This window comes from Sphingomonas sp. SphC10 (genome assembly GCF_057004845.1).
This window is the reverse complement of sequence record NZ_CM168044.1, coordinates 2,081,125-2,099,469: the sequence shown is the minus strand read 5'-3', so window position 1 is coordinate 2,099,469 and position 18,345 is coordinate 2,081,125. Positions and strand designations below refer to the sequence as shown.

The window sequence follows — 18,345 nt, the reverse complement described above, 5'->3', positions numbered from 1 at the left end:
CCCCTTGCAGGGGAGGAATCGGTTATCAGTGAACGAACCGCGCCACCACGTCGCGGTAGCTGCGTGACACCTTCACCTGCGCGCCCGATTCGAGCAGCAGGAAGCATTCGCCATTGGTGTGCGGCTTCACCTGCTTCACCAGGTCCAGGTTCACGATGGTCGAGCGGTGCACCCGCTGGAAACGGCGCGGATCGAGTCGCTTTTCTAGGTCCTTCATCGTCTCGCGCAGGACCAGCGAATTGTCGCCGGTGTTGATGACCATGTAGTCGCCCGCCGCCTCGATCATTTCGATCGTGTCGACATCGACGCGGAAGATTTGGCCGCGATCCTTGATGTTGATGAGCTTTTCGAACCGGCTCGACGCCACTTCGCCGCCCTCGCTCAGGTCGGTCACCGCGTCGGGGGCGTGTTCGGCGAGCACTTCCTTCAGCTTCTCGACCTCACCCGCGCCGCGCTTCTCGTTCAGGCGCTGGCGAACCCGGTCGAGCGTATCGGCGAGACGCGCCTCCTCGACCGGCTTCATCAGATAGTCGACCGCCTGCGCCTCGAACGCACGCAGGGCGTGGTCGGAATAGGCGGTGACGAAGACGAACAGCGGCGGCTCGACCTCCATCAGGCCCTGGACCACCGAAAAGCCGTCGAAACCGGGCATTTGGATGTCGAGAAAAACGAGGTCGGGTTTGTGCGTCTTGATCGCGCGGATCGCCTCGCGCCCGTTCGAGCAACGCTCGATGATCTCGACGTCGTCGTGCGCCTGGAGCCGAAGCTCCATGCCCTGGATCGCCAGGGGCTCGTCGTCGACGAGGATGGTACGGATGGTCATGCGGCCTCTCTGTTCACATTCTCAAGCTGGAAGGGGATCTCGATCTCCACCGAGAATCCGCCAGCCGGCGCGGAGCGGGATTCGAAACGATGGTCCGGGCCATAAGCCTGGGCCAGCCGTTCGCGGATATTGGACAGTCCAACGCCGGTCGAAACGCTTGAGGAATGACGGATCTCGTGCAAGCCGGGGCCGGTGTCGGATACGGCGATCCGCACCCGTTGCCCGACCAGTCGCACATCGACGCGGATTTCCGCGCCCTCCTCCTGCGGCGTGACGGCGTATTTGATGGCATTCTCGACCAGCGGTTGCAGCAGCAGCGAGGGCAGGCGCGCGCGCTCCGCCCGCGGGTCGATCTCGAAACTGGGACGCAGGCGGTCTTCGAAGCGCATCTTTTCGATTTCGAGATAGAGTTTCAGCGTTTCAACCTCTTGCGCCACGGTGACATGCGCGGTCGGCTCATTGGCCAGGGTGTAGCGGAGGAAGGCTGACAGCCGGCTTAACATCGCATTGGCGCGCTCGGTCTGTTTCAGCAGCACCAAAGTCGAGATCGAGTTCAGCGTGTTGAACAGGAAATGCGGGTTCAGCTGATAGCGCAGCATCGCCAGCTGCGCGGTCGAGGCCTGGAGCTCCAAGGCGCGCATCTCGTCGATCTGGCTCTCGACGATCAGATAATAGTTGATCGCGAAATACAGCGCCGACCATCCCGCCAGCACCACGAAGGTGATGAACAGATTGCCGATCAGCAGGGTGACGGTGACGCCCGGCTGGGTCGTGGTGATGAACGAAAAGGAAAAGGCATTGAGCGCGGCGTACAGGAACGTCGCCGCCGCCAGCGTCGCCAGCGTCAGGAACACCCCCATGATACGGGGAATGCGCCGGTAATAGCCGTACAGCGTCGAGAGCAGCAGGGTGATGCAATAGCCCAGGATCGCCTCGATGATCACGGGGATGATCTTCTCCAGCGAAAAGCCGTTGGAGATGCCGACCACCGATCGCAGCACCAGATAGCCCGACCACCCGGCCGCCTGCAGCGTCCAGAAGGCACGCGCCTTGTTCTCGAAAAACGGTCGCACCGACAGGGGATCGGAGGCGGGGGGCGAAGCGGGGGACGTCGCGGCGGGCGAATGACTGGCCATGGCCGGGCGACATCTACACGGCCTGTGGGGGAAGGGCAAAAAAGAAGGGCCGCCCCTCCCGAAGGAGGGACGGCCCCGCAGCCCGAAGGCCGCCGCGCTTCGCCTTAGAAGGTGAAGCGCGCGCCGATGCGGATCTGGTAGAGCGACTCCTGCGACGAAATGGTGTCGGTGGGCGTCGTGTTCGGTGCCAGATAGCGATACTGGGCGCAGGCTTGGCCCGAGTTGGTGGCGACCGCTGCGTTGTTTGTTACGCCCGTGGCGACCGGTGCGGTCAGACACTGCACGCGCACCGCCGCCTGCGTATACGGGAAGCTGTACTGACGCAGCTGACCCCATTTCTTGTTGAGCAGGTTCGCGAAGTTCTCGATGTCCATGAAGACCTGGATGCGCGATGCGCCCAGACCCGTCGGGACTTCCTGCGCCAAGTGCAGATCGATCTTGGTGAACCACTTGGAATTGAACGCGTTGCGCGGCGCGATCTGGCCACGATACTTCGATAGACCCGTCGAATTGACCAGCGCGTTGAAAGTGTCACGCGTTTCAGGGCTGTCATACGACACGCGCGCATCGTCCAGACCGGTCGGTACGTACAGCAGATAACGGCTGGACGAACCGATCGTCCCGAAGACCGGGCTGCGCTGGTTCGAGGCGTCCTGCATGGTCCAGCTGTACGGACGGCCGATGCGGGTTTCACCGAACAGCGCAAAGGTGGTCTTGTAGTCGCCGAAGAAGGCGCGCTCGAAGGTCAGGTTGTACTTGATGTTGTACTTCACCTGCTCGTTCGAGATGCCATAGGCCGCACCGTTCGGATCCAGGAACGCGCCGTTGCTGTAGTTAGAATTGGCGGTCGACGAGGTGGCCGGGGCCTGATCCTTGATGTCCTGATAGGTGAAGCTGGCACCCAGGTTCAGGCCCAGATCGAAGGTCTTATCGACACGCGCCACCGCGATGTAGCTGCGGCCACGGGTGGTGTTGGTCAGGATGATGTCCGAGTTGGTGTCGCCGAACGAGGTCAACGACGCATAGCGGACGCGGCCATCGGGCGTACGCAACGCAGTCGGCACGACGCGCGCATCGGTGAAGAACACCTGGTTGCGTACCTTGGAGTAGAAGAAGTCGGCACCGAAGTTGAACCCGCCCAGCACTTCCGGCGCATAGTCGAACGACAGGGTCGAACGCCACTGCGACGGCAGCTTGAAGTTGGGGCTCAGCGCATTGGTCGGCGAGGTCGACGAGATCGTGCCTGCGTTCAGATAGTTGTTCACGACGCCTGGGATCTGGGTGCCGTTGACGTTGGTCAGTGCCGCTGCACCGACCCCAGCCGGCAGGCCGGTGCCCGCATAGCTGCCGTCATTGTTCTGACGAATGTCGATGGTGTTCGACAGGAAGCCGGTGTTCGAGAAGCTGTTCGAGACATAGACGTCCGGCGAGCCGCCCGAGAAGATGCCGACGCCGCCGCGAACCGACAGATCCTTGGTAGGACGCAGTTCGAAGCCGATACGCGGTTGGGCGATGCCGCGACCACTGATATAGGCGGTGTTCGCATAGCCGAGGCGGTTAAAGAACGTCTGGTTGAACGCCGGACGGCTGTGGCCGCCATAGACGTCATAGCGGATGCCGTAATCCAGGCTGAACCAGTCGGTGATCCGCCAATTGTCCTGAATACCAAAGGCATAGGACTGATAACGGAAACGGGCTGCCGCATCGATCGGGTTCAGGCTGGGAACCGCATTCTGATAGCGCAGGCGCTGGGCATTGCCCGCCTGGAAATCGGCAATCGAGTCGAAATAATAGTCGCCCGCCGAACGCTGCAGGAAGACGTTGACGATCTTCGTGTCCTGGAAATCGGCAAAGATACGCAGGTCATGATTGTCGCGGTTCAGGCGACCCTGGAGCAAGCCGCCATAGGTGCGGCTGGTCAGCGCGTTCGACTGGCGCGAGATGTCCGGGCCGAAATAGATCGAGGCATAGCCGGGCGCGCAGGTGGTCGACGCATTCGACCCCGCCGATCCGGGGTTGGAACGATCCGAATCCGGTGCCGCGCAAACCTGGAACTGGGCGAAGCCGCGACCCAGAACCGGATCCTGGCCGCGCTTATAGTCCTTGTAGAAAGCGCGGAATTCGGTCGAGAATTCGTCCGACCAGTCGCTGTTCAGCTGGAACACGCCGGTATGCAGGCGATTGCTGCCAGTATAGCCGTTCGATTCCAGGCCCAGACCCGGCCCGGTGACCGTGGTGTTCTGATTATAGCGGATCGAGTCCTTGGTGTAGAGATAGGTCAGCGACGCGCGCTGCGTGTCGGACAGGTTGGCGTCGATACGTGCGGTCAGACGGTCGTCGCTGTCCTGCGAATTGTTCAGGATGCCGCCGGTGTTATAGTTATAGCGCGACTTCGCGATCGCCGAAATCTGATCGACGACGGCATTGGTCAGCAGGCCATTGGCGCCACCGATATTCGGGATGACCGTGCCCGCATTGTTCTCGGCCGTGCCCTCGACGATCGGGGTGCCAGCGCGGATGCGCTCACCGGCGACCATGAAGAACAGCTTGTCCTTGATGATCGGACCCGACAGTTCGGCGCCGAAATTCTGGATCTTGAAGGGGGGCAGCGTGACGCGGCCGTCGGGAACGCCAGGACCCGCCTTGGTTTCGTTGCCGGTCAGCTTGTTCGACGAATAGGAGTAGAAGCCGGTGCCGTGGAAGCTGTTGGTACCGGACTTCAGGATGGCATTGATCGCGCCGCCCTGGAAATTGCCTTCGCGCACGTCATAGGGCGCGACCTTGGTCTGGAACTGGCCGATGGCATCCAGCGGCACGGGGCTGCGGCGGGTCGGCAGGCCGTCGGGGTTCAGGCCGAAATTGTCGGTGATCGGCACGCCGTCCACCGAGAAGCGGTTGAAGCGCGCATTCTGACCGGCGAACGAGACGGCGCGGCCCGAACCCGAGGCATAGTCGAGGCGTGCGAAGGGATCGCGGCGCATCAGATCGCGGATGTCGCGATTGACGCTGGCCACCTTGGCGATGTCGGCGGCGGTCAGCACGGTAACCGGACCCAGGCTCTTGCTGCCCGCACCCGCGATCGACGAAGCCGTCACAACGATGTCGCCGCCCGTCTGTCCCTCAGCGGCCAGCTCGACCGGCAGTTCATAGGGAAGGCTGGTCACGGTGAAGATGTCCGTGACGCGGGTTTCCGGGTAGCCGGGAGCCGAGACGGTGACGGTGAAAGGCCCGCCGACGCGCAGGCCGGTCGACGAGAACGAACCGTCCGCACCCGAAACCGTCGAGGTCGTGGTGCCCGAGGGAACGTTGACGATGGTGATCGTCGCGCCTGCGACCGGCGCGCCGTTGGCGGTCACGTTGCCGCGGATCGACGACGTCGTTTCCTGTGCGGCAGCCGCCGCCGGAATGGCGAGCGCGACGACGGCCGCGCCCAGGAAAAGCGAATTACGCATAAATTAAAGGTCCCCTTTTCGCGCGCGAAGCGGCGCGTTCCGGCCGCTTGTGCGGCTCGGTTGAGCGTGCCCTGCGCTACGAACATTGCCGTTATGTTACAAAGAACGGGGCGGGGACAGGGGGGCTTTCACTCCGTTGGCAGGCGTTGCAGTTTGGCAACGGTTATGGGAGCGGTAACAGCCGTATAGCCTTCATTCGACGTCGAAATTCTTGCATCGCTTGCGTGGTTCGGTGGCGTCGGGCGGAACCGTGAACCCCGCCGGAGCGTATCGGGCAAGACCGGAATCGTGACGTCTCGGTCACGATTCCACCATGCTCAGCTTGCGGCGACCAGATCGTTCCAGGCGGCTTCGTCGATCACCCGGATGCCCAGATCCTGCGCCTTTTTCAGCTTCGATCCGGCGCCCGGCCCGGCGATGACGAGGTCGGTCTTGGCGGAGACCGATCCCGATACGCGCGCGCCCAGCGCTTCGGCCTGCGCCTTGGCCTCGTCGCGCGACAGGGTTTCGAGCGTGCCGGTGAAGACCAGGGTCTTGCCGGTGACCTCCGACTCGCGGGTCTGGTGGACGGTGTCGGCGGGCGTGACCTCGCTCAGGAGGTCGTCGACGACGTCGCGGTTATGCGCTTCGGCAAAGAAGTCGAGCAGTGCGTCGGCGACTTCGGGGCCGATCTGGGGTGTGTCGATGGCGGCCACGATGGCGCGCTGGCGGCGAAGCTCGAACTTGCGGTCGGGTTCGCCCAGCGCGGGGACGGTCTCGGCACGCACCTGAAGCGCGGCGTCGATCATCGCGCGGAAGCCCGCCATCGAGACGAAGCGGCGGGCCAGGTCGCGTGCGGTGATCTCACCGACATGGCGGATGCCCAGCGCGAAGAGGAAGCGGTCGAGCGATATGTCGCGCCGCGCGTCGATGGCGGCGAGCAGCTTGTCGACGACCAGTTCGGACATACGCTCGCGTTGGATCAGCGCTTCGCGATGCTGGTGGAGGCGGAAGATATCGGCGGGGGAGGCGATCAGGCCATCGCGGAAGAATTCCTCGACGCGCACCAGCCCCAACCCGGTGATGTCGAAGGCGTGACGCGAGACGAAGTGGATCAGGCGTTCCACGCGCTGCGCCGGGCAGATCAGCCCGCCGGTGCAGCGGATGACGACCTCGCCCTCCTCGCGCGTCGCCAGGCTGCCGCATTCGGGGCAATGGTCGGGAAAGATGAAGGGTTCGCGCGGCGTCTCGCGGGTCAGGTTCTCGACGATCTGCGGAATGACGTCGCCGGCGCGTTGCAGGACCACGCGGTCGCCGGGGCGGACGCCCAGCCGCTCGATCTCGTCGGCATTGTGCAGCGTGGCGTTGGTCACGACGACACCACCGACCGTCACGGGCTCCAGCCGTGCGACGGGGGTCAGCGCGCCGGTGCGGCCGACCTGGATATCGATCTTTTCCAGCGTGGTCTGGGCCCGCTCGGCCGGGAATTTGTGCGCGATCGCCCAGCGCGGGGTGCGCCCGACGATCCCCAGTCGCGCCTGCCAGTCGAGCCGGTCGACCTTGTAGACCACGCCGTCGATGTCGAAGGGCAGGTCGGCGCGCTGCGCCTCGATGGTGCGATAGATGGCCAGCGCGGCACCGGCATCGGGCACGCGGGCAAAGGCGTCGGCGATGGGAAAGCCCCAGCGGCGCCAGGCCTCGACCATGTCGAACTGGGTCTCGACCGGCACGTCGCTCGCTTCGCCCCAGCCATGCGCCAGGAAGCGCAACGGGCGCCCGGCGGTGATCGCCGGGTTCTTCTGGCGCAGCGATCCGGCGGCGGCGTTGCGCGGATTGGCGAACTGGCGGGCTTCCTTGCCCGTCTCGGCGGCTTCCTGCGCCAGACGGGCGTTGAGCGCGGCGAAATCGGCCTTGCTCATATAGACCTCGCCGCGCACCTCGAAGACCTGCGGCGCGTCGTCGGGCAGTGCTTGGGGAATATCGGCGATGGTGCGGACATTCTCGGTCACGTCCTCGCCGATCGCGCCATCGCCGCGGGTCAGCGCCTGGACCAGCCGCCCGTCGACATAGCGTAGCGAGCAGGAGAGGCCGTCGATCTTGGGCTCGGCGGTCAGGGTGACGGGCGCGTCCTCGGGCAGCTTCAGATAGCGGCGGACGCGACCGACGAATTCCTCGACCTCCTCGTCACTAAAGGCATTGTCCAGGCTGGTCATCGGCCGGGCGTGCGGCACCTTGGCGAGATGCGCGGCGGGGGCGGCGCCGACCTGGCTATTGGGCGAATCGCTGCGGATCAGATGCGGGAAGGCGGCCTCGATCGCGGTGTTGCGGCGGACCAGCGCGTCATAATCCGCATCCGAAATCTCGGGCGCGTCCTCGGTGTGATAGAGGTGGTTGTGATGGGCGATCTCGCGGGCGAGGCTGTTCAGCTCGGCGGCGGCTTCGAGATCGGTCTGGGGCAGGGTCTGAGGTGCGGTCACGCCACCCGTGCTAGTCCAGCGGTGACGGCGGGATCAAGCCGTAGCGGCCGACCCGTTCCACGCAAGTCAGGAAAGCGCGTCCGCCGCGCGCTCGTTTTCAGGTCCCCGAGCCTGATCCGTCATCAGGCTGCGCGCCTGTTCGATGTGGATCGCCACCATCGGCAGGTCGAGCTTGTCCGCCAGCGCGAGACAAGAATGAAGATGGCCGACGAGCACGGTCATATCGTTTGTATCGGCAATCGGAGCGGCAGAGGCGAAATTATTCGACATCCGATAGATCCATCACAATCCGGGGACAGCCCAACATCCTCGTTGGTGATAGAGCATATCAGATATGAAATAACTTCCTAGAAAATTCTGTCAGGATTCCAGCAACCGATCGGCCTGCGCGCGCGCTTCGTCGGTAATGGTGGCGCCGGACAGCATCCGGGCGATTTCCTCGCGGCGTTCCGCGTCGCTCAGGGCACGAACCCCGGTTCGGGTAACGGTGCCGTCATGGCTCTTGGCGATCAGCAGATGCGCGGCACCGCGCGCTGCCACCTGCGGGCTGTGGGTGACGACCAGCAACTGGGTGCGTCCCGCCAGCCGGTGAAGCCGGTCGCCAATGGCAGACGCCACCGCGCCGCCGACGCCGCGATCGATTTCGTCGAAGATCATCGTCGTCGCGCCGCCTTCCTCGGCCAGTGCGACCTTCAGTGCCAGGATGAAGCGCGACAATTCGCCGCCGCTGGCGATCTTCATGAGCGGGGCAAAGGGCGCGCCGGGGTTGGTCGAAATCTCGAATTCCACCCGGTCCTTGCCCGCCGCCGACCAGCCCGAGGGTTCGAGGGCCGCGACGATGGTGCGGAACCGCGCGGCGTCCAGTTTCAGCGGGGCCAGCTCGCTCTTCACAGCCTGATCCAACCGTTCGGCGGCGGCCGTGCGGGCGGCCGTGACCTTGGCGGCGGCCTTGTCATAAGCGGCGCGCGCGGTCGCGACCGCCGCTTCCAGTCGGCCTATGCCTTCCTCGCCCGCGTCCAGCCGCTCCAGCCGCCCGCGCAACTGCTCGGTCAGGTCGGCGAGGTCGTCGGGCTGGACGCGGTGCTTGCGCGCCATGCCGCGCAACTCGAACAGCCGAGCCTCGTCCTCTTCCAGCGCCCGCGGATCATAGGCGAGTTCGCGCTGCGCCTCGATCAGCCGCTCCTCGGCCAGCGACGCCTCGATCACCGCACGATCGATCGCGGCCAGTGCTTCGGCGAGGGCGGGGTGATCCTCGCCGATCCGCTCCAATACGCGCGCGGCCTGACGAAGGCCCGCCAGCGCGCCGTCAGAGCCTTGCAGATGCTCGTCGATCGCGCCCAGTTCGCCCGCAATCTTTTCCGACCGCTGCATGGTGCGGCGACGGTCGGCCAGCGCCTCTTCCTCGCCGGGTTCGGGGGCGAGCTTGGTCAGTTCGGCGACCGTGTGTTCCAGCCATTCGCGGTCGCGCGCTGCCGTTTCGATCTCTTCGCGTGCGGCGGCCAGCGCGGCTTCGGCCTCGCGATAGCGTGCCCAGGCGGCGGCGACCGCACTCGTATCGATCCGTCCGAAGCTGTCGAGCATCGTCCGGTGGCCGCGCGGATTCAGCAGGCCGCGATCGTCATGCTGGCCGTGGATTTCGACCAGATAGGGCGCGATCTCGCGGAGCAGGGCGGCCGAGGCGGGCTGGCTGTTGACGAAGCCCCGGCTGCCGCCATCGGCCTTCACCTGACGGCGGACGATCAACGGCTCGCCCGGTTCGATATCGATCCCGGCCTCGTCGAGAATGGTGGCGAGGCGGCTGTCGGGGGCAGGGGGCTCGAAGCTGGCGGTGACGATGGCCTGGCCTGCGCCATGACGGACCAGCCCGCTGTCACCACGCCCGCCCAGCGCCAGGCCCAGCGCGTCGAGCAGGATCGACTTGCCCGCCCCGGTCTCACCGGTCAGGACGCCCAGGCCCCGGCCGAAATCCAGGTCCAGAGCCTCGATCAGGACGACATCACGAATGGACAGCGCGGTCAGCATGGCGCGCGATATAAAGCGAAACGGGGGCGGATGTTATCCCCCCGCGGGGAAAAATGATCCCGATTTGTTCGGAGCGTCTACATTCCTTCCCTCGCCCCTCATCGAGGGGAGAGGGTTGCGCAGACTTGGTCTTTGCGAAAGCAAAGGCCTAGTCGGAGCTGGGTGAGGGGTGAAGCGCTCGAAGAGCGCGCGAGCCGAAGGCTCGCTCAACCCCTCACCCAAGCTGCGCTAGCCAGCAGGCTGGCAAGCTTCGCTAACCCTCTCCCCTATCCAGGGGAGAGGGGAAATTCATGGAAAACTCACCCCGTCGGCGAGCTGTTGTTGCCCGTCGGGGTCGGACGCCCCGGCGCCGCCGCGCTCGGCGTGGCGGTGCTGCCGCCGCCGCCGGGCAGGCCGATATTGACCGAACCCGGCGTGCCGGTCGGCACCACGGGCTGGCCGGGCTGGATCGGGGCGATCGGCTGCACCGGATATTCGCGCATCAGCTTATAGGCGCGGTTATACCAGTCGCTGCCCGGATAATTGGCGCCCAGCACGGCGGCGGAGCGCTCGGCCTCCGGGCGTACACCCAGCGCCAGATAGGCCTCGACCAGGCGCATCAGCGCCTCGGGCGTGTGGCTGGTGGTCTGGTACTTGTCGACGACGGTACGGAAACGCATCGACGCGGCCAACCACTGGTGGCGGTCCTCGTAGAAGCGGCCGATCTCCATCTCCTTGCCCGCCAGGTGATCGTTGACCAGATCGACCTTCAACCGCGCATCGGCGGCATAGCGGGAATTGGGATAGCGGCGCATCAGCTCACCCAGCGCGTCCAGCGCCTGGCGGGTGATCTTCTGGTCGCGGGTCACGTCCTGGATCTGCTCGTAATAGCCGAGCGCGATCAGATAATAGGCATAGGGCGCATCGCGGTTGCCCGGATGGACCGAGATGAAACGCTGCGCCGACTGGATCGACTGGGTATAGTCGCGACCCAGATAATAGCTGAACGCGCTCATCAACTGTGCGCGACGGGCCCAGATCGAATAGGGGTGCTGACGCTCCACCTCGTCGAACAGCAGCGCCGCCTCCTTGTAGCGATGCTGGTCCAGCCGGTTCTTGGCGGCCGTGTACAGCGTGCCGACGTCGCGCGCGACATAAGGCAGGTCGGTGCGGGCACGGTTGCGGGCGCAACCCGCGATCGGAAGGGCCATGGCGGCGATCAGCGCCAGCGACAGCGCACGGGAACGGGGGTAACGCATCGCGCATGTCCTTAGCGCAGCATTGGGGCGGGGAACAGTCCCTCCCGCACGCCGCCCGACGATAGGCGGAAACGAGAGACGACTTGCCATCCTGATAGCGCTCGCGGCATGGGGCTTTGACGGGCCGGGCGGCAGGGAACGCCCCCATGGCCCCGACGGTTTTGCCGTCGCCCGATCGGAAGGAATCGAACGACCATGCCCGCCACGATGCTCCACACCCACCGCGTCGAAAAGCCCTGGGGCCGCCACACGCTCTATCCCGGGTTCGAGGACGCTCCGGCCGATGGCGCCCCCATCGGCGAGGTGTGGTTCCAGGAGCCGGGCGACACCTCGCCCGACCTGCTCATCAAATATCTGTTCACCAGCGAGAAGCTGTCGGTGCAGGTTCATCCGGACGACGAACAGGCTCAGGCCCGTGGCCTGCCGCGCGGCAAGGACGAATGCTGGACCATCCTGACCGCCGAACCCGATTCGACCATCGCGCTGGGTCCCAAGGCGCCGATGACCAAGGAACAGCTACGCGCCGACGCCCGCGACGGCTCGGTCGAGGCGGATCTGGACTGGGTGCCGGTGAAGGAAGGCGACTTCTACTATGCTCCCTCGGGCACCATCCACGCGATCGGGGCCGGGCTGACCGTGATCGAGGTGCAGCAGAACAGCGAAACCACCTATCGCCTCTATGACTATGGCAGCGACCGTGAACTGCATCTGGAGGACGGTGTCGATGTCGCGCACTTGACCCCGTATCAGCCGATCGTCTCGCCGGGACCGGCGGGCGAGGGGCGTGAGATCCTGGTCGAGGGGCCGAAATTCGTGCTCGAACGCTGGGCGGCGGGCGAGCATGCGGTGGCCCTGCCCGAGGGGCGGACCGCGTGGCTGATCCCGATCACCGGATCGGGCGAAGTCGCAGGCGTCGCGTTCCAGGCGGGCCAGTGCCTGACCGTAACCGGCGCGGAGACGGTTACGCTGTCGGCCGACGGCGACGCGCTGTTCGCCTATGCGGGTACGACGCGGTTGTAAGAAGGCCTTCCCTCTCCCCTGGACAGGGGAGAGGGTTAGCGGAGCTTGCCAGCATGCTGGCTAGCGCAGCTTGGGTTAGGGGTTGAGCGAGCCTTCGGCTCGCGCGCTCGCATAGCGAGCGCAACACCCCTCACCCAGCTCCGACTAGGCCTTTGCTGTTCCAAAGACCAAGTCTGCGCAACCCTCTCCCCTCAGTGAGGGGAGAGGAAAATTTGGTATTCTGACTTTCTGAACTGCGTCAAAACAACCCAGGCACGTCGCGCTGGGCGACCGAGGGCCGCTCGGGCTGGAGCAGCTTGCGCGGGCCGTCGCCCGCCGCTTGCGCACTCGCGGTCGCACTGATCGGGGTGCAGCTCTTGCCCTGCAGGAAGTCGAGCGCGGCGCGGGTCGAGGCCTCCTGCGGGTCGCCCATCTTGCGGGTCAGGTCGTCGCTGGCGCGGCAGCTGGCGGGCACGACGCTGGCTAGGCCGTTGTAATAATCGCCCTGCCGGTTCGCGTTCTGGATGGACAGGGCGATGACGCGCAGCCGGTCGTCGCACTGCGCATTGTCGCGCGCGATCTGGCCCACCGGCTTGCCATAGGTGTTGGCACCGATCAGCCCGGTATTGCTACCCATATAGGGCAGGGTGCGGTTCAGGACGAGTTCGCTGGCCGAGGCCGTCCCGCCGGTACCGATAAAGGCGAGGCGGGTGGGCACGATCGATTCGGGCTGCGGTGCGAAATAGGTCGTCTCGTCGTTCGACGACTTGCTGGGGCGGAAGGCGATATAGCCCATCACGTCGGATGTCTGGCGATTGCCGCCCAGCAAATTGTTGAACAGGTCGGCGATATCGATGCTGCCGCCGCCATTATAGCGCAGGTCGACGACGACCTGGGTGATGCCCTGCTGCTTGAACGAGGCGAAGGCGGCGCGCAGCTGCGGGTCGGCGGTGTTGATGAAGGTGCGCAGATTGACATAGCCATAGCGCTGGCCGTTGTCGGTGATGATCTGCGTTCCGTAATTGGGCGACACCGGCTGAAGCGTATAGGCCGACTTGGTCAGCGATACGGTGCGTGTCGCACCCGACGGGTCCGCCACGTTGAAGAAGCGCGTCGTGCCCGCAGTGTCGGGACCCAGCGCGTTGGACAATCCGTTATTGGGATCGACGCGGACGATATCTTGGATCGACTGGATGTTCGAGGCGGTCGTGCCGATGCCCAGGATCGTGGTGCCGCGATCGATCCCGGCGGCGAGGGCCGCGCCGCTTTCGAACGACTCGGCGATCATCAGCTTGGACTGGGTCGAGTCCGCGGTCAGACGAAAGCCGAAGCCTGCCGAAGCACCCGAGCTGTAATACGCATTCTCCTCTTTGATCGACGTGATGTAGGTGAAGTAACGATCCTTGCGCTGCGCCCGCGCGGTCGCGGTCAGTGCGTCGATATAGTCGCTGACCGTTGTATAAGGCGTCGGATCGAGCGAGGCGGGCAGGGTATCCGGGAACAGATACCATTCGTTTATCTGGGCCGAGACCCAGTTCTGTCGGTTGCGCAGCGAACAGCTGCTGTCCACCGTGCCGGTCGCCGTCCCGCCGCCCGAGCCCCCGCTATTCGATCCGATCGTGCTGCTGCTGCCACCGCCGCCATCGCCACAACCCGCCAAGGTCGCTGCCAGAGCCAGCAGCGTACCCAAACGTCCGAATCGGCTCATCGTAACCCCCACCCGCAAAAGCTATCAAGGGGATAGCTTATCATCACAATTGTGTCAGGATCGATCTGTCGGGTTGATGAATGGCCTGTATCGTGGCGGTCATATTTATGATCTTGTAAACCGAAGCCGTGGTTCAGGCGGATGACGTCGGCGACAAAATACCGATAGGCGGCGTCTTATTGCCTCGACAGGAGTATGAGGTCTCATGCTGAACGTGCTGACCCTGTCGAGCCTGTTTCCCGATGCGACGCGGCCGAATTTCGGAATCTTCGTCGAACGCCAGACCGCCGCGCTGGCGATGCGGCCCGGTATCGCCGTCCGGGTGGTCGCGCCGATCGGCCTGCCGGTCTGGCCGCTGGCGCGCTCGGCGCGGTTTCGGGCGCAGGCGGCGCTGCCCTTGCGTGAGGAATGGGGCGGGCTGGATGTCAGCCGCCCGCGCTTCCTGACGATCCCCGGCACCGCCGGACGCTTCCATGTGCCTGCCCTGGTACGCGCGCTGACCCCGGTGCTCGACCGGCTGCGGGACGAGGCGCGGTTCGACGTGATCGACGCGTCCTTTTTCTTCCCGGATGGCCCGGCGGCGGTCGCGCTGGGGCGGCGTTACGGCGTGCCCGTCTCGATCAAGGCGCGGGGGGCAGATATCCACCTTTGGGGGCACGCCCCCGCCACGCGGCACCAGGTCGCGCGCGCGGCAATGCGCGCCGATGGCCTGCTGGCGGTCAGCGATGCGATGGCCGACGACGTGGCGACGCTCGGCGTGTCGCGTCACCGGATCCGCGTCCACCATACCGGCGTCGACCAGAGCCGCTTCCAGCCGATCGACCGTGAAGCCGCCAAACAGGCGCGGGGCGTGACCGGGCCGCTGGTCGTGTCGCTGGGCGCGCTGATCCCGCGAAAGGGCCATGGCGTGGTGATCGATGCCGTGGCGCGACTGCCCGGCGTCACGCTGATGATCGTGGGGGAGGGGGCGGAGCGCGCCGCCCTGACCGCACGGGCCGAGCGGGCGGGGGTCGCCGACCGGGTGCGGTTGATCGGAGCCATACCGCATGCCGAACTGCCGCCCTTGCTGGGGGCAGCGGATGTCATGGCGCTGGCCTCTGCGTCGGAGGGGCTGGCCAATGCCTGGGTCGAGTCGCTGGCCTGCGGGACGCCGGTGGTCATCACGCCGGCGGGCGGGGCGGGGGATGTCGTGACGAGCCGGGTGGCGGGGCGGATCGCCCAGGCCGATCCGGGCGAGTTCGCCGCCGCGATCCGTGACGTGCTGGAGCAGGCGGCGGACCCCTGGGCGGTGCGCGCGGCGGTGCGGGACTTTACCTGGCCCGCCAATGCCGCCGGGTTGCATTCGCATCTGGCGGAGCTGGTCGCGCGGGGGCGGTAGGGACAACAATTCCTCCCCTGCAAGGGAAGGGGGACCAGCGAAGCTGGTGGAGGGGTGTCCCCGCTGGCCGTGACACCCCTCCGTCAGGGCTTCGCCCTGCCGCCTCCCCTTGCAGGGGAGGAATATATGGGGATCAGGCGTCGAGCGGGTAGAGGGCCGCGCAGATCTTGCGGCCTTCGCTGCGCAACACGCCCCAGGCACGGGCGGCGGCGCGGCTGTCCATGATCTCGACGCCGACCCCACGCGCTTCCAGCGCGGCGACGAACGCGGCGGGCGCCCGGCGCAGGTTCGCGCCGGTGCCGAGCAACAGGAATTCCGGCCCTTCATCGACCAGCGCGGCGACCGCTTCCGGCGTCAGCGCTTCGAAGGGCGGCGGGCTCCAGGGCTCGTGCCAGTCCGGCGAGAGGAGCAGCGCAGGGTAAGCGATCTCGCCCACCCGAAAGCCCGTGGCGGCAAAGCCACGGACGATCGGGCCGGGCGCGGTCGGATCGCGCGTGATGCGGATCGAATCGCTCATTCCCGCCTGCTCAGCTCTCGCGCGGGGTGATGCGCTCGGCGTCGGTCACCTTGCGCTTGTCGGTGGTGCCCGGCTTTTCGCGGTTCGGCTCGGCGCGCAGGCCCAGCGTGATCAGCAGCGAGGACGAGACGTAGATCGACGAATAGGTGCCGACCACGATGCCCAGGATCATCGCGGCAGTGAAGCCGCGCAGCACATGGCCGCCCAGCAACAGCAGCGCGACCAGCGCCAGCAGGATCGTGACCGAGGTCATGACCGTGCGCGGCAGCGTCTCGTTCACCGACAGGTTGATGATCTCGCGCATGTCCATCTTGCGATAGCGGCGCATATTCTCGCGGATGCGGTCGTCGATGACGATCTTGTCGTTGATCGAATAGCCGATGATGGTCAGGAACGCCGCGATGATGGTCAGGTCCAGCTCGAACTGGGTGATCGCGAAGAAGCCCAGCGTGACAAGAAGGTCGTGGACGATGGCGACGATGGTCGACACGCCGAACTGCCATTCGAACCGGAAGATGGCGAACAGGCCGATGCCCAGGATCGCCAAGACGACCGCCAGCACGCCGTGCTTGATCAGTTCACCCGACACCTTGCCCGACACCGTGTCGTAACGGCTGAAGGTCGCGCCGGGGAATTGCTGGCCCAGCGCGGCTTCCACCTTGCGGACGACGGCGTTGGTCGCGCCTTCGTCATTGGATTTCGGGACCGGCAGGCGGATGCTGATGGTGCGGCCGTCGCCGACCGCCTGGATATTGGCTTCGCCCACGCCCAGCCCGTCGACGACCGAGCGGACCCGGTCGGCCGAAGGCGGGGAGGGGAATTTCTCCTCGATCATCAGACCGCCGACAAAGTCGACGCCCAGATTGAGGCCCTTGGCGAACGTCACGCCGACCGCCAGCAGGGTGAGCGCGAGCGTCAGCCCGAACGCCCAGCCGCGCAGGCGGACAAAGTCGATGTTCGTATTGTCGGGGACGAGTTTCAGGAGGCGCATGATCTGTTCTCCTGCCTCAAATGGTGATGGTCTTGGGCTTTTCGCGGCGCAACCAGAGCGCCACGAGCATCCGCGTGAAGGTAACGGCGGTAAACACGCTGGTCACGATGCCGATCAGCAGCACGACCGCGAAGCCCTTCACCGGGCCCGAGCCGAGCACGAGCATGATGACGCCCGAGATCGCGTGGGTCACGTTCGCCTCGAAGATCGTGCGGCTGGCTTCCTTATAACCCAGCTCGACCGACTGGACGACATTGCGTCCGCGCCGTCGTTCCTCGCGGATTCGCTCGTTGATCAGCACGTTGGCGTCGACGGCGGTGCCGATGGTCAGGATGAAGCCCGCGATACCCGGCAGAGTCAGCGTCGCGTTCAGCATCGCCATGACGGCCAGGATGACCAACACGTTGATGACGACGGCGATGTTCGCATAGATGCCGAACCGGCCATAGGTGACCGCCATGAACACGATCACCGCGACTGCGGCGATCGCCGACGCCAGGATACCCTTGCGGATCGAATCGGCACCCAGGTCGGGACCGACGGTGCGTTCCTCGACGACCTTCAGGTCGATCGGCAGCTTGCCCGAGCGCAGCGAGATCGCCAGCTGGTTGGCGCTTTCGACCGTGAAGTTGCCCATGATCTGGGCACGACCACCCAGGATCGGTTCGTTGATGTTGGGGGCCGACAGCACCTGACCGTCGAGGATGATGGCGAAGGGCTTGCCGGTGTTCTCCTGGGTGATCCGCGCGAACTTGCGGCCGCCCTGTGCGTCGAAGGTGATCGCCACCTGCGGCGCGTTGGTCTGCTGGTCGAAGGCCTGCTGCGCGTCGATCAGCTGGTCGCCCGAGATGATGACCGGCCGCTTGACCGCGATCACCGGCGCACCCAGCGGATTGCCCGGATAGGGCAGGACCTGGCTGCCTGCGGGCGCATTGCCCTTGGCCACCTCGACCGGGTTGGCCGTGGTGTCGACCAGCTTGAATTCCAGCTTGGCGGTCTTGCCGATCAGGTCCTTGAGCTGTTGCGGATCCTGCAGGCCGGGCACCTGCACCACGATGCGGTTGCTGCCCTGTTGCAGGATCGTCGGTTCCTTGGTGCCCAGCGCGTCGATACGACGCCGGACGACCTCGGTCGCGGTCTTCATGGCGGTATCGACCGCCTGGGTCAGGCCCGCCTGGGTCGGCTTCAGCACGAAGCGCGAGGTGTCGACGACCTGGATATCCCATTCGCGCTGGCCGGTCATGCCCGCCCCGCCGCCGGTAATCGACAGCAGCCGCTCGCGCGCCGCGTCGACCTGGGCCGGATCGCGCAGCATGAAGCTGAGCTGTCCGCCGCGCACCGAGATGTCACCGATATCGATCCGCGGATTGCCGCGCCGCATCTCGGCCGCGACCTGGTCGCGCATCGTCTCCAGCCGGGTATTGGCCAGATCGCCGGTGTCCGCCTCCAGCAGCAGATAGCTGCCGCCCGCCAGATCGAGGCCCTTGTTCACGCGGGGATGCGGGATCGCCCCCCAGCTGTTCGTGACGCTCTCAGGCAGAAAGCTCGGGATCGCCAGCAGGCACAAAGCGGCCAGCAATGCGACGATGGAAGCGACCTTCCAGCGGGGGAAATCCAGCATCGGA

The 18,345-nt window shown here is 65.6% G+C and carries 13 protein-coding genes; 2 read left to right on the top strand and 11 right to left on the bottom strand.

All coding sequences use genetic code 11. The annotated features are described in order from the left end of the window. Positions 1 to 25: 25 nt before the first annotated feature. The 7 genes from ACWKSV_RS09485 to ACWKSV_RS09455 form a co-directional block, all read right to left on the bottom strand. The gene (locus ACWKSV_RS09485) at positions 26 to 823 is read right to left on the bottom strand and encodes a LytR/AlgR family response regulator transcription factor (RefSeq protein ID WP_056431755.1); all 798 of its coding nucleotides are present in this window, start codon (positions 821 to 823) and stop codon (positions 26 to 28) included. Then, entirely contained in the window at positions 820 to 1,959 is a 1,140-nt protein-coding gene (locus ACWKSV_RS09480) for a sensor histidine kinase (protein WP_172839688.1), read from the bottom strand. The genes ACWKSV_RS09485 and ACWKSV_RS09480 overlap by 4 nt, the downstream gene beginning before the upstream one ends. Before the next feature lie 104 nt (positions 1,960 to 2,063). Continuing rightward, entirely contained in the window at positions 2,064 to 5,411 is a 3,348-nt protein-coding gene (locus ACWKSV_RS09475; RefSeq protein ID WP_076717260.1) for a TonB-dependent receptor, read from the bottom strand. Between the two features lie 317 nt (positions 5,412 to 5,728). Then, positions 5,729 to 7,867, bottom strand: coding sequence for an NAD-dependent DNA ligase LigA (gene ligA, locus ACWKSV_RS09470; RefSeq protein WP_076717258.1), 2,139 nt, complete (start codon positions 7,865 to 7,867; stop codon positions 5,729 to 5,731). A 66-nt stretch (positions 7,868 to 7,933) separates the two neighbouring features. Continuing rightward, a complete protein-coding gene (locus ACWKSV_RS09465; RefSeq protein WP_076717257.1) occupies positions 7,934 to 8,137 on the bottom strand; it encodes a hypothetical protein in 204 nt (67 codons plus the stop codon). Positions 8,138 to 8,227: 90 nt separating this feature from the next. After that, the gene (gene recN / locus ACWKSV_RS09460) at positions 8,228 to 9,889 is read right to left on the bottom strand and encodes a DNA repair protein RecN (protein WP_076717255.1); all 1,662 of its coding nucleotides are present in this window, start codon (positions 9,887 to 9,889) and stop codon (positions 8,228 to 8,230) included. A gap of 299 nt (positions 9,890 to 10,188) precedes the next feature. Further along, positions 10,189 to 11,127, bottom strand: coding sequence for an outer membrane protein assembly factor BamD (locus ACWKSV_RS09455; RefSeq protein WP_056431771.1), 939 nt, complete (start codon positions 11,125 to 11,127; stop codon positions 10,189 to 10,191). Between the two features lie 195 nt (positions 11,128 to 11,322). Between ACWKSV_RS09455 and ACWKSV_RS09450 the strand changes: the two genes are divergently transcribed. Further along, the gene (locus tag ACWKSV_RS09450; protein WP_076717253.1) at positions 11,323 to 12,147 is read left to right on the top strand and encodes a pirin family protein; all 825 of its coding nucleotides are present in this window, start codon (positions 11,323 to 11,325) and stop codon (positions 12,145 to 12,147) included. A 238-nt stretch (positions 12,148 to 12,385) separates the two neighbouring features. Here the strand turns inward: ACWKSV_RS09450 and ACWKSV_RS09445 are convergent, their stop codons facing one another. Next, positions 12,386 to 13,834 carry a S41 family peptidase gene (locus ACWKSV_RS09445; RefSeq protein ID WP_083706697.1) on the bottom strand — a complete coding sequence of 483 codons (1,449 nt, stop codon included), beginning with the start codon at positions 13,832 to 13,834 and terminating at the stop codon, positions 12,386 to 12,388. 205 nt (positions 13,835 to 14,039) lie between these two features. On the opposite strand from ACWKSV_RS09445, the gene ACWKSV_RS09440 reads away from it, so the two are divergent. Further along, positions 14,040 to 15,212, top strand: coding sequence for a glycosyltransferase (locus tag ACWKSV_RS09440; protein ID WP_076717251.1), 1,173 nt, complete (start codon positions 14,040 to 14,042; stop codon positions 15,210 to 15,212). 133 nt (positions 15,213 to 15,345) lie between these two features. Here the strand turns inward: ACWKSV_RS09440 and ACWKSV_RS09435 are convergent, their stop codons facing one another. The 3 genes from ACWKSV_RS09435 to secD are packed head-to-tail and all read right to left on the bottom strand — an operon-like array spanning position 15,346 to position 18,341. Continuing rightward, on the bottom strand, positions 15,346 to 15,729 hold the full coding sequence (locus tag ACWKSV_RS09435; protein WP_076717249.1) for an Mth938-like domain-containing protein: 384 nt from the start codon (positions 15,727 to 15,729) through the stop codon (positions 15,346 to 15,348). Positions 15,730 to 15,739: 10 nt separating this feature from the next. Then, the gene (gene secF, locus ACWKSV_RS09430) at positions 15,740 to 16,720 is read right to left on the bottom strand and encodes a protein translocase subunit SecF (protein WP_056433424.1); all 981 of its coding nucleotides are present in this window, start codon (positions 16,718 to 16,720) and stop codon (positions 15,740 to 15,742) included. A gap of 16 nt (positions 16,721 to 16,736) precedes the next feature. Then, positions 16,737 to 18,341, bottom strand: coding sequence for a protein translocase subunit SecD (gene secD / locus ACWKSV_RS09425; RefSeq protein ID WP_076717248.1), 1,605 nt, complete (start codon positions 18,339 to 18,341; stop codon positions 16,737 to 16,739). Between the last annotated feature and the right edge of the window lie 4 nt (positions 18,342 to 18,345).

Coding starts and splice junctions, on each gene's coding strand:
- ACWKSV_RS09475 (WP_076717260.1), bottom strand. CDS start 5,411: ATGCGTAATTCGCTTTTCCTGGGCGCGGCCGTCGTCGCGCTCGCCATT.
- secD (WP_076717248.1), bottom strand. CDS start 18,341: ATGCTGGATTTCCCCCGCTGGAAGGTCGCTTCCATCGTCGCATTGCTG.
- ACWKSV_RS09450 (WP_076717253.1), top strand. CDS start 11,323: ATGCCCGCCACGATGCTCCACACCCACCGCGTCGAAAAGCCCTGGGGC.
- recN (WP_076717255.1), bottom strand. CDS start 9,889: ATGCTGACCGCGCTGTCCATTCGTGATGTCGTCCTGATCGAGGCTCTG.
- ACWKSV_RS09485 (WP_056431755.1), bottom strand. CDS start 823: ATGACCATCCGTACCATCCTCGTCGACGACGAGCCCCTGGCGATCCAG.
- ACWKSV_RS09465 (WP_076717257.1), bottom strand. CDS start 8,137: ATGTCGAATAATTTCGCCTCTGCCGCTCCGATTGCCGATACAAACGAT.
- ACWKSV_RS09445 (WP_083706697.1), bottom strand. CDS start 13,834: ATGAGCCGATTCGGACGTTTGGGTACGCTGCTGGCTCTGGCAGCGACC.
- secF (WP_056433424.1), bottom strand. CDS start 16,720: ATGCGCCTCCTGAAACTCGTCCCCGACAATACGAACATCGACTTTGTC.
- ACWKSV_RS09480 (WP_172839688.1), bottom strand. CDS start 1,959: ATGGCCAGTCATTCGCCCGCCGCGACGTCCCCCGCTTCGCCCCCCGCC.
- ACWKSV_RS09455 (WP_056431771.1), bottom strand. CDS start 11,127: ATGCGTTACCCCCGTTCCCGTGCGCTGTCGCTGGCGCTGATCGCCGCC.
- ACWKSV_RS09435 (WP_076717249.1), bottom strand. CDS start 15,729: ATGAGCGATTCGATCCGCATCACGCGCGATCCGACCGCGCCCGGCCCG.
- ACWKSV_RS09440 (WP_076717251.1), top strand. CDS start 14,040: ATGCTGAACGTGCTGACCCTGTCGAGCCTGTTTCCCGATGCGACGCGG.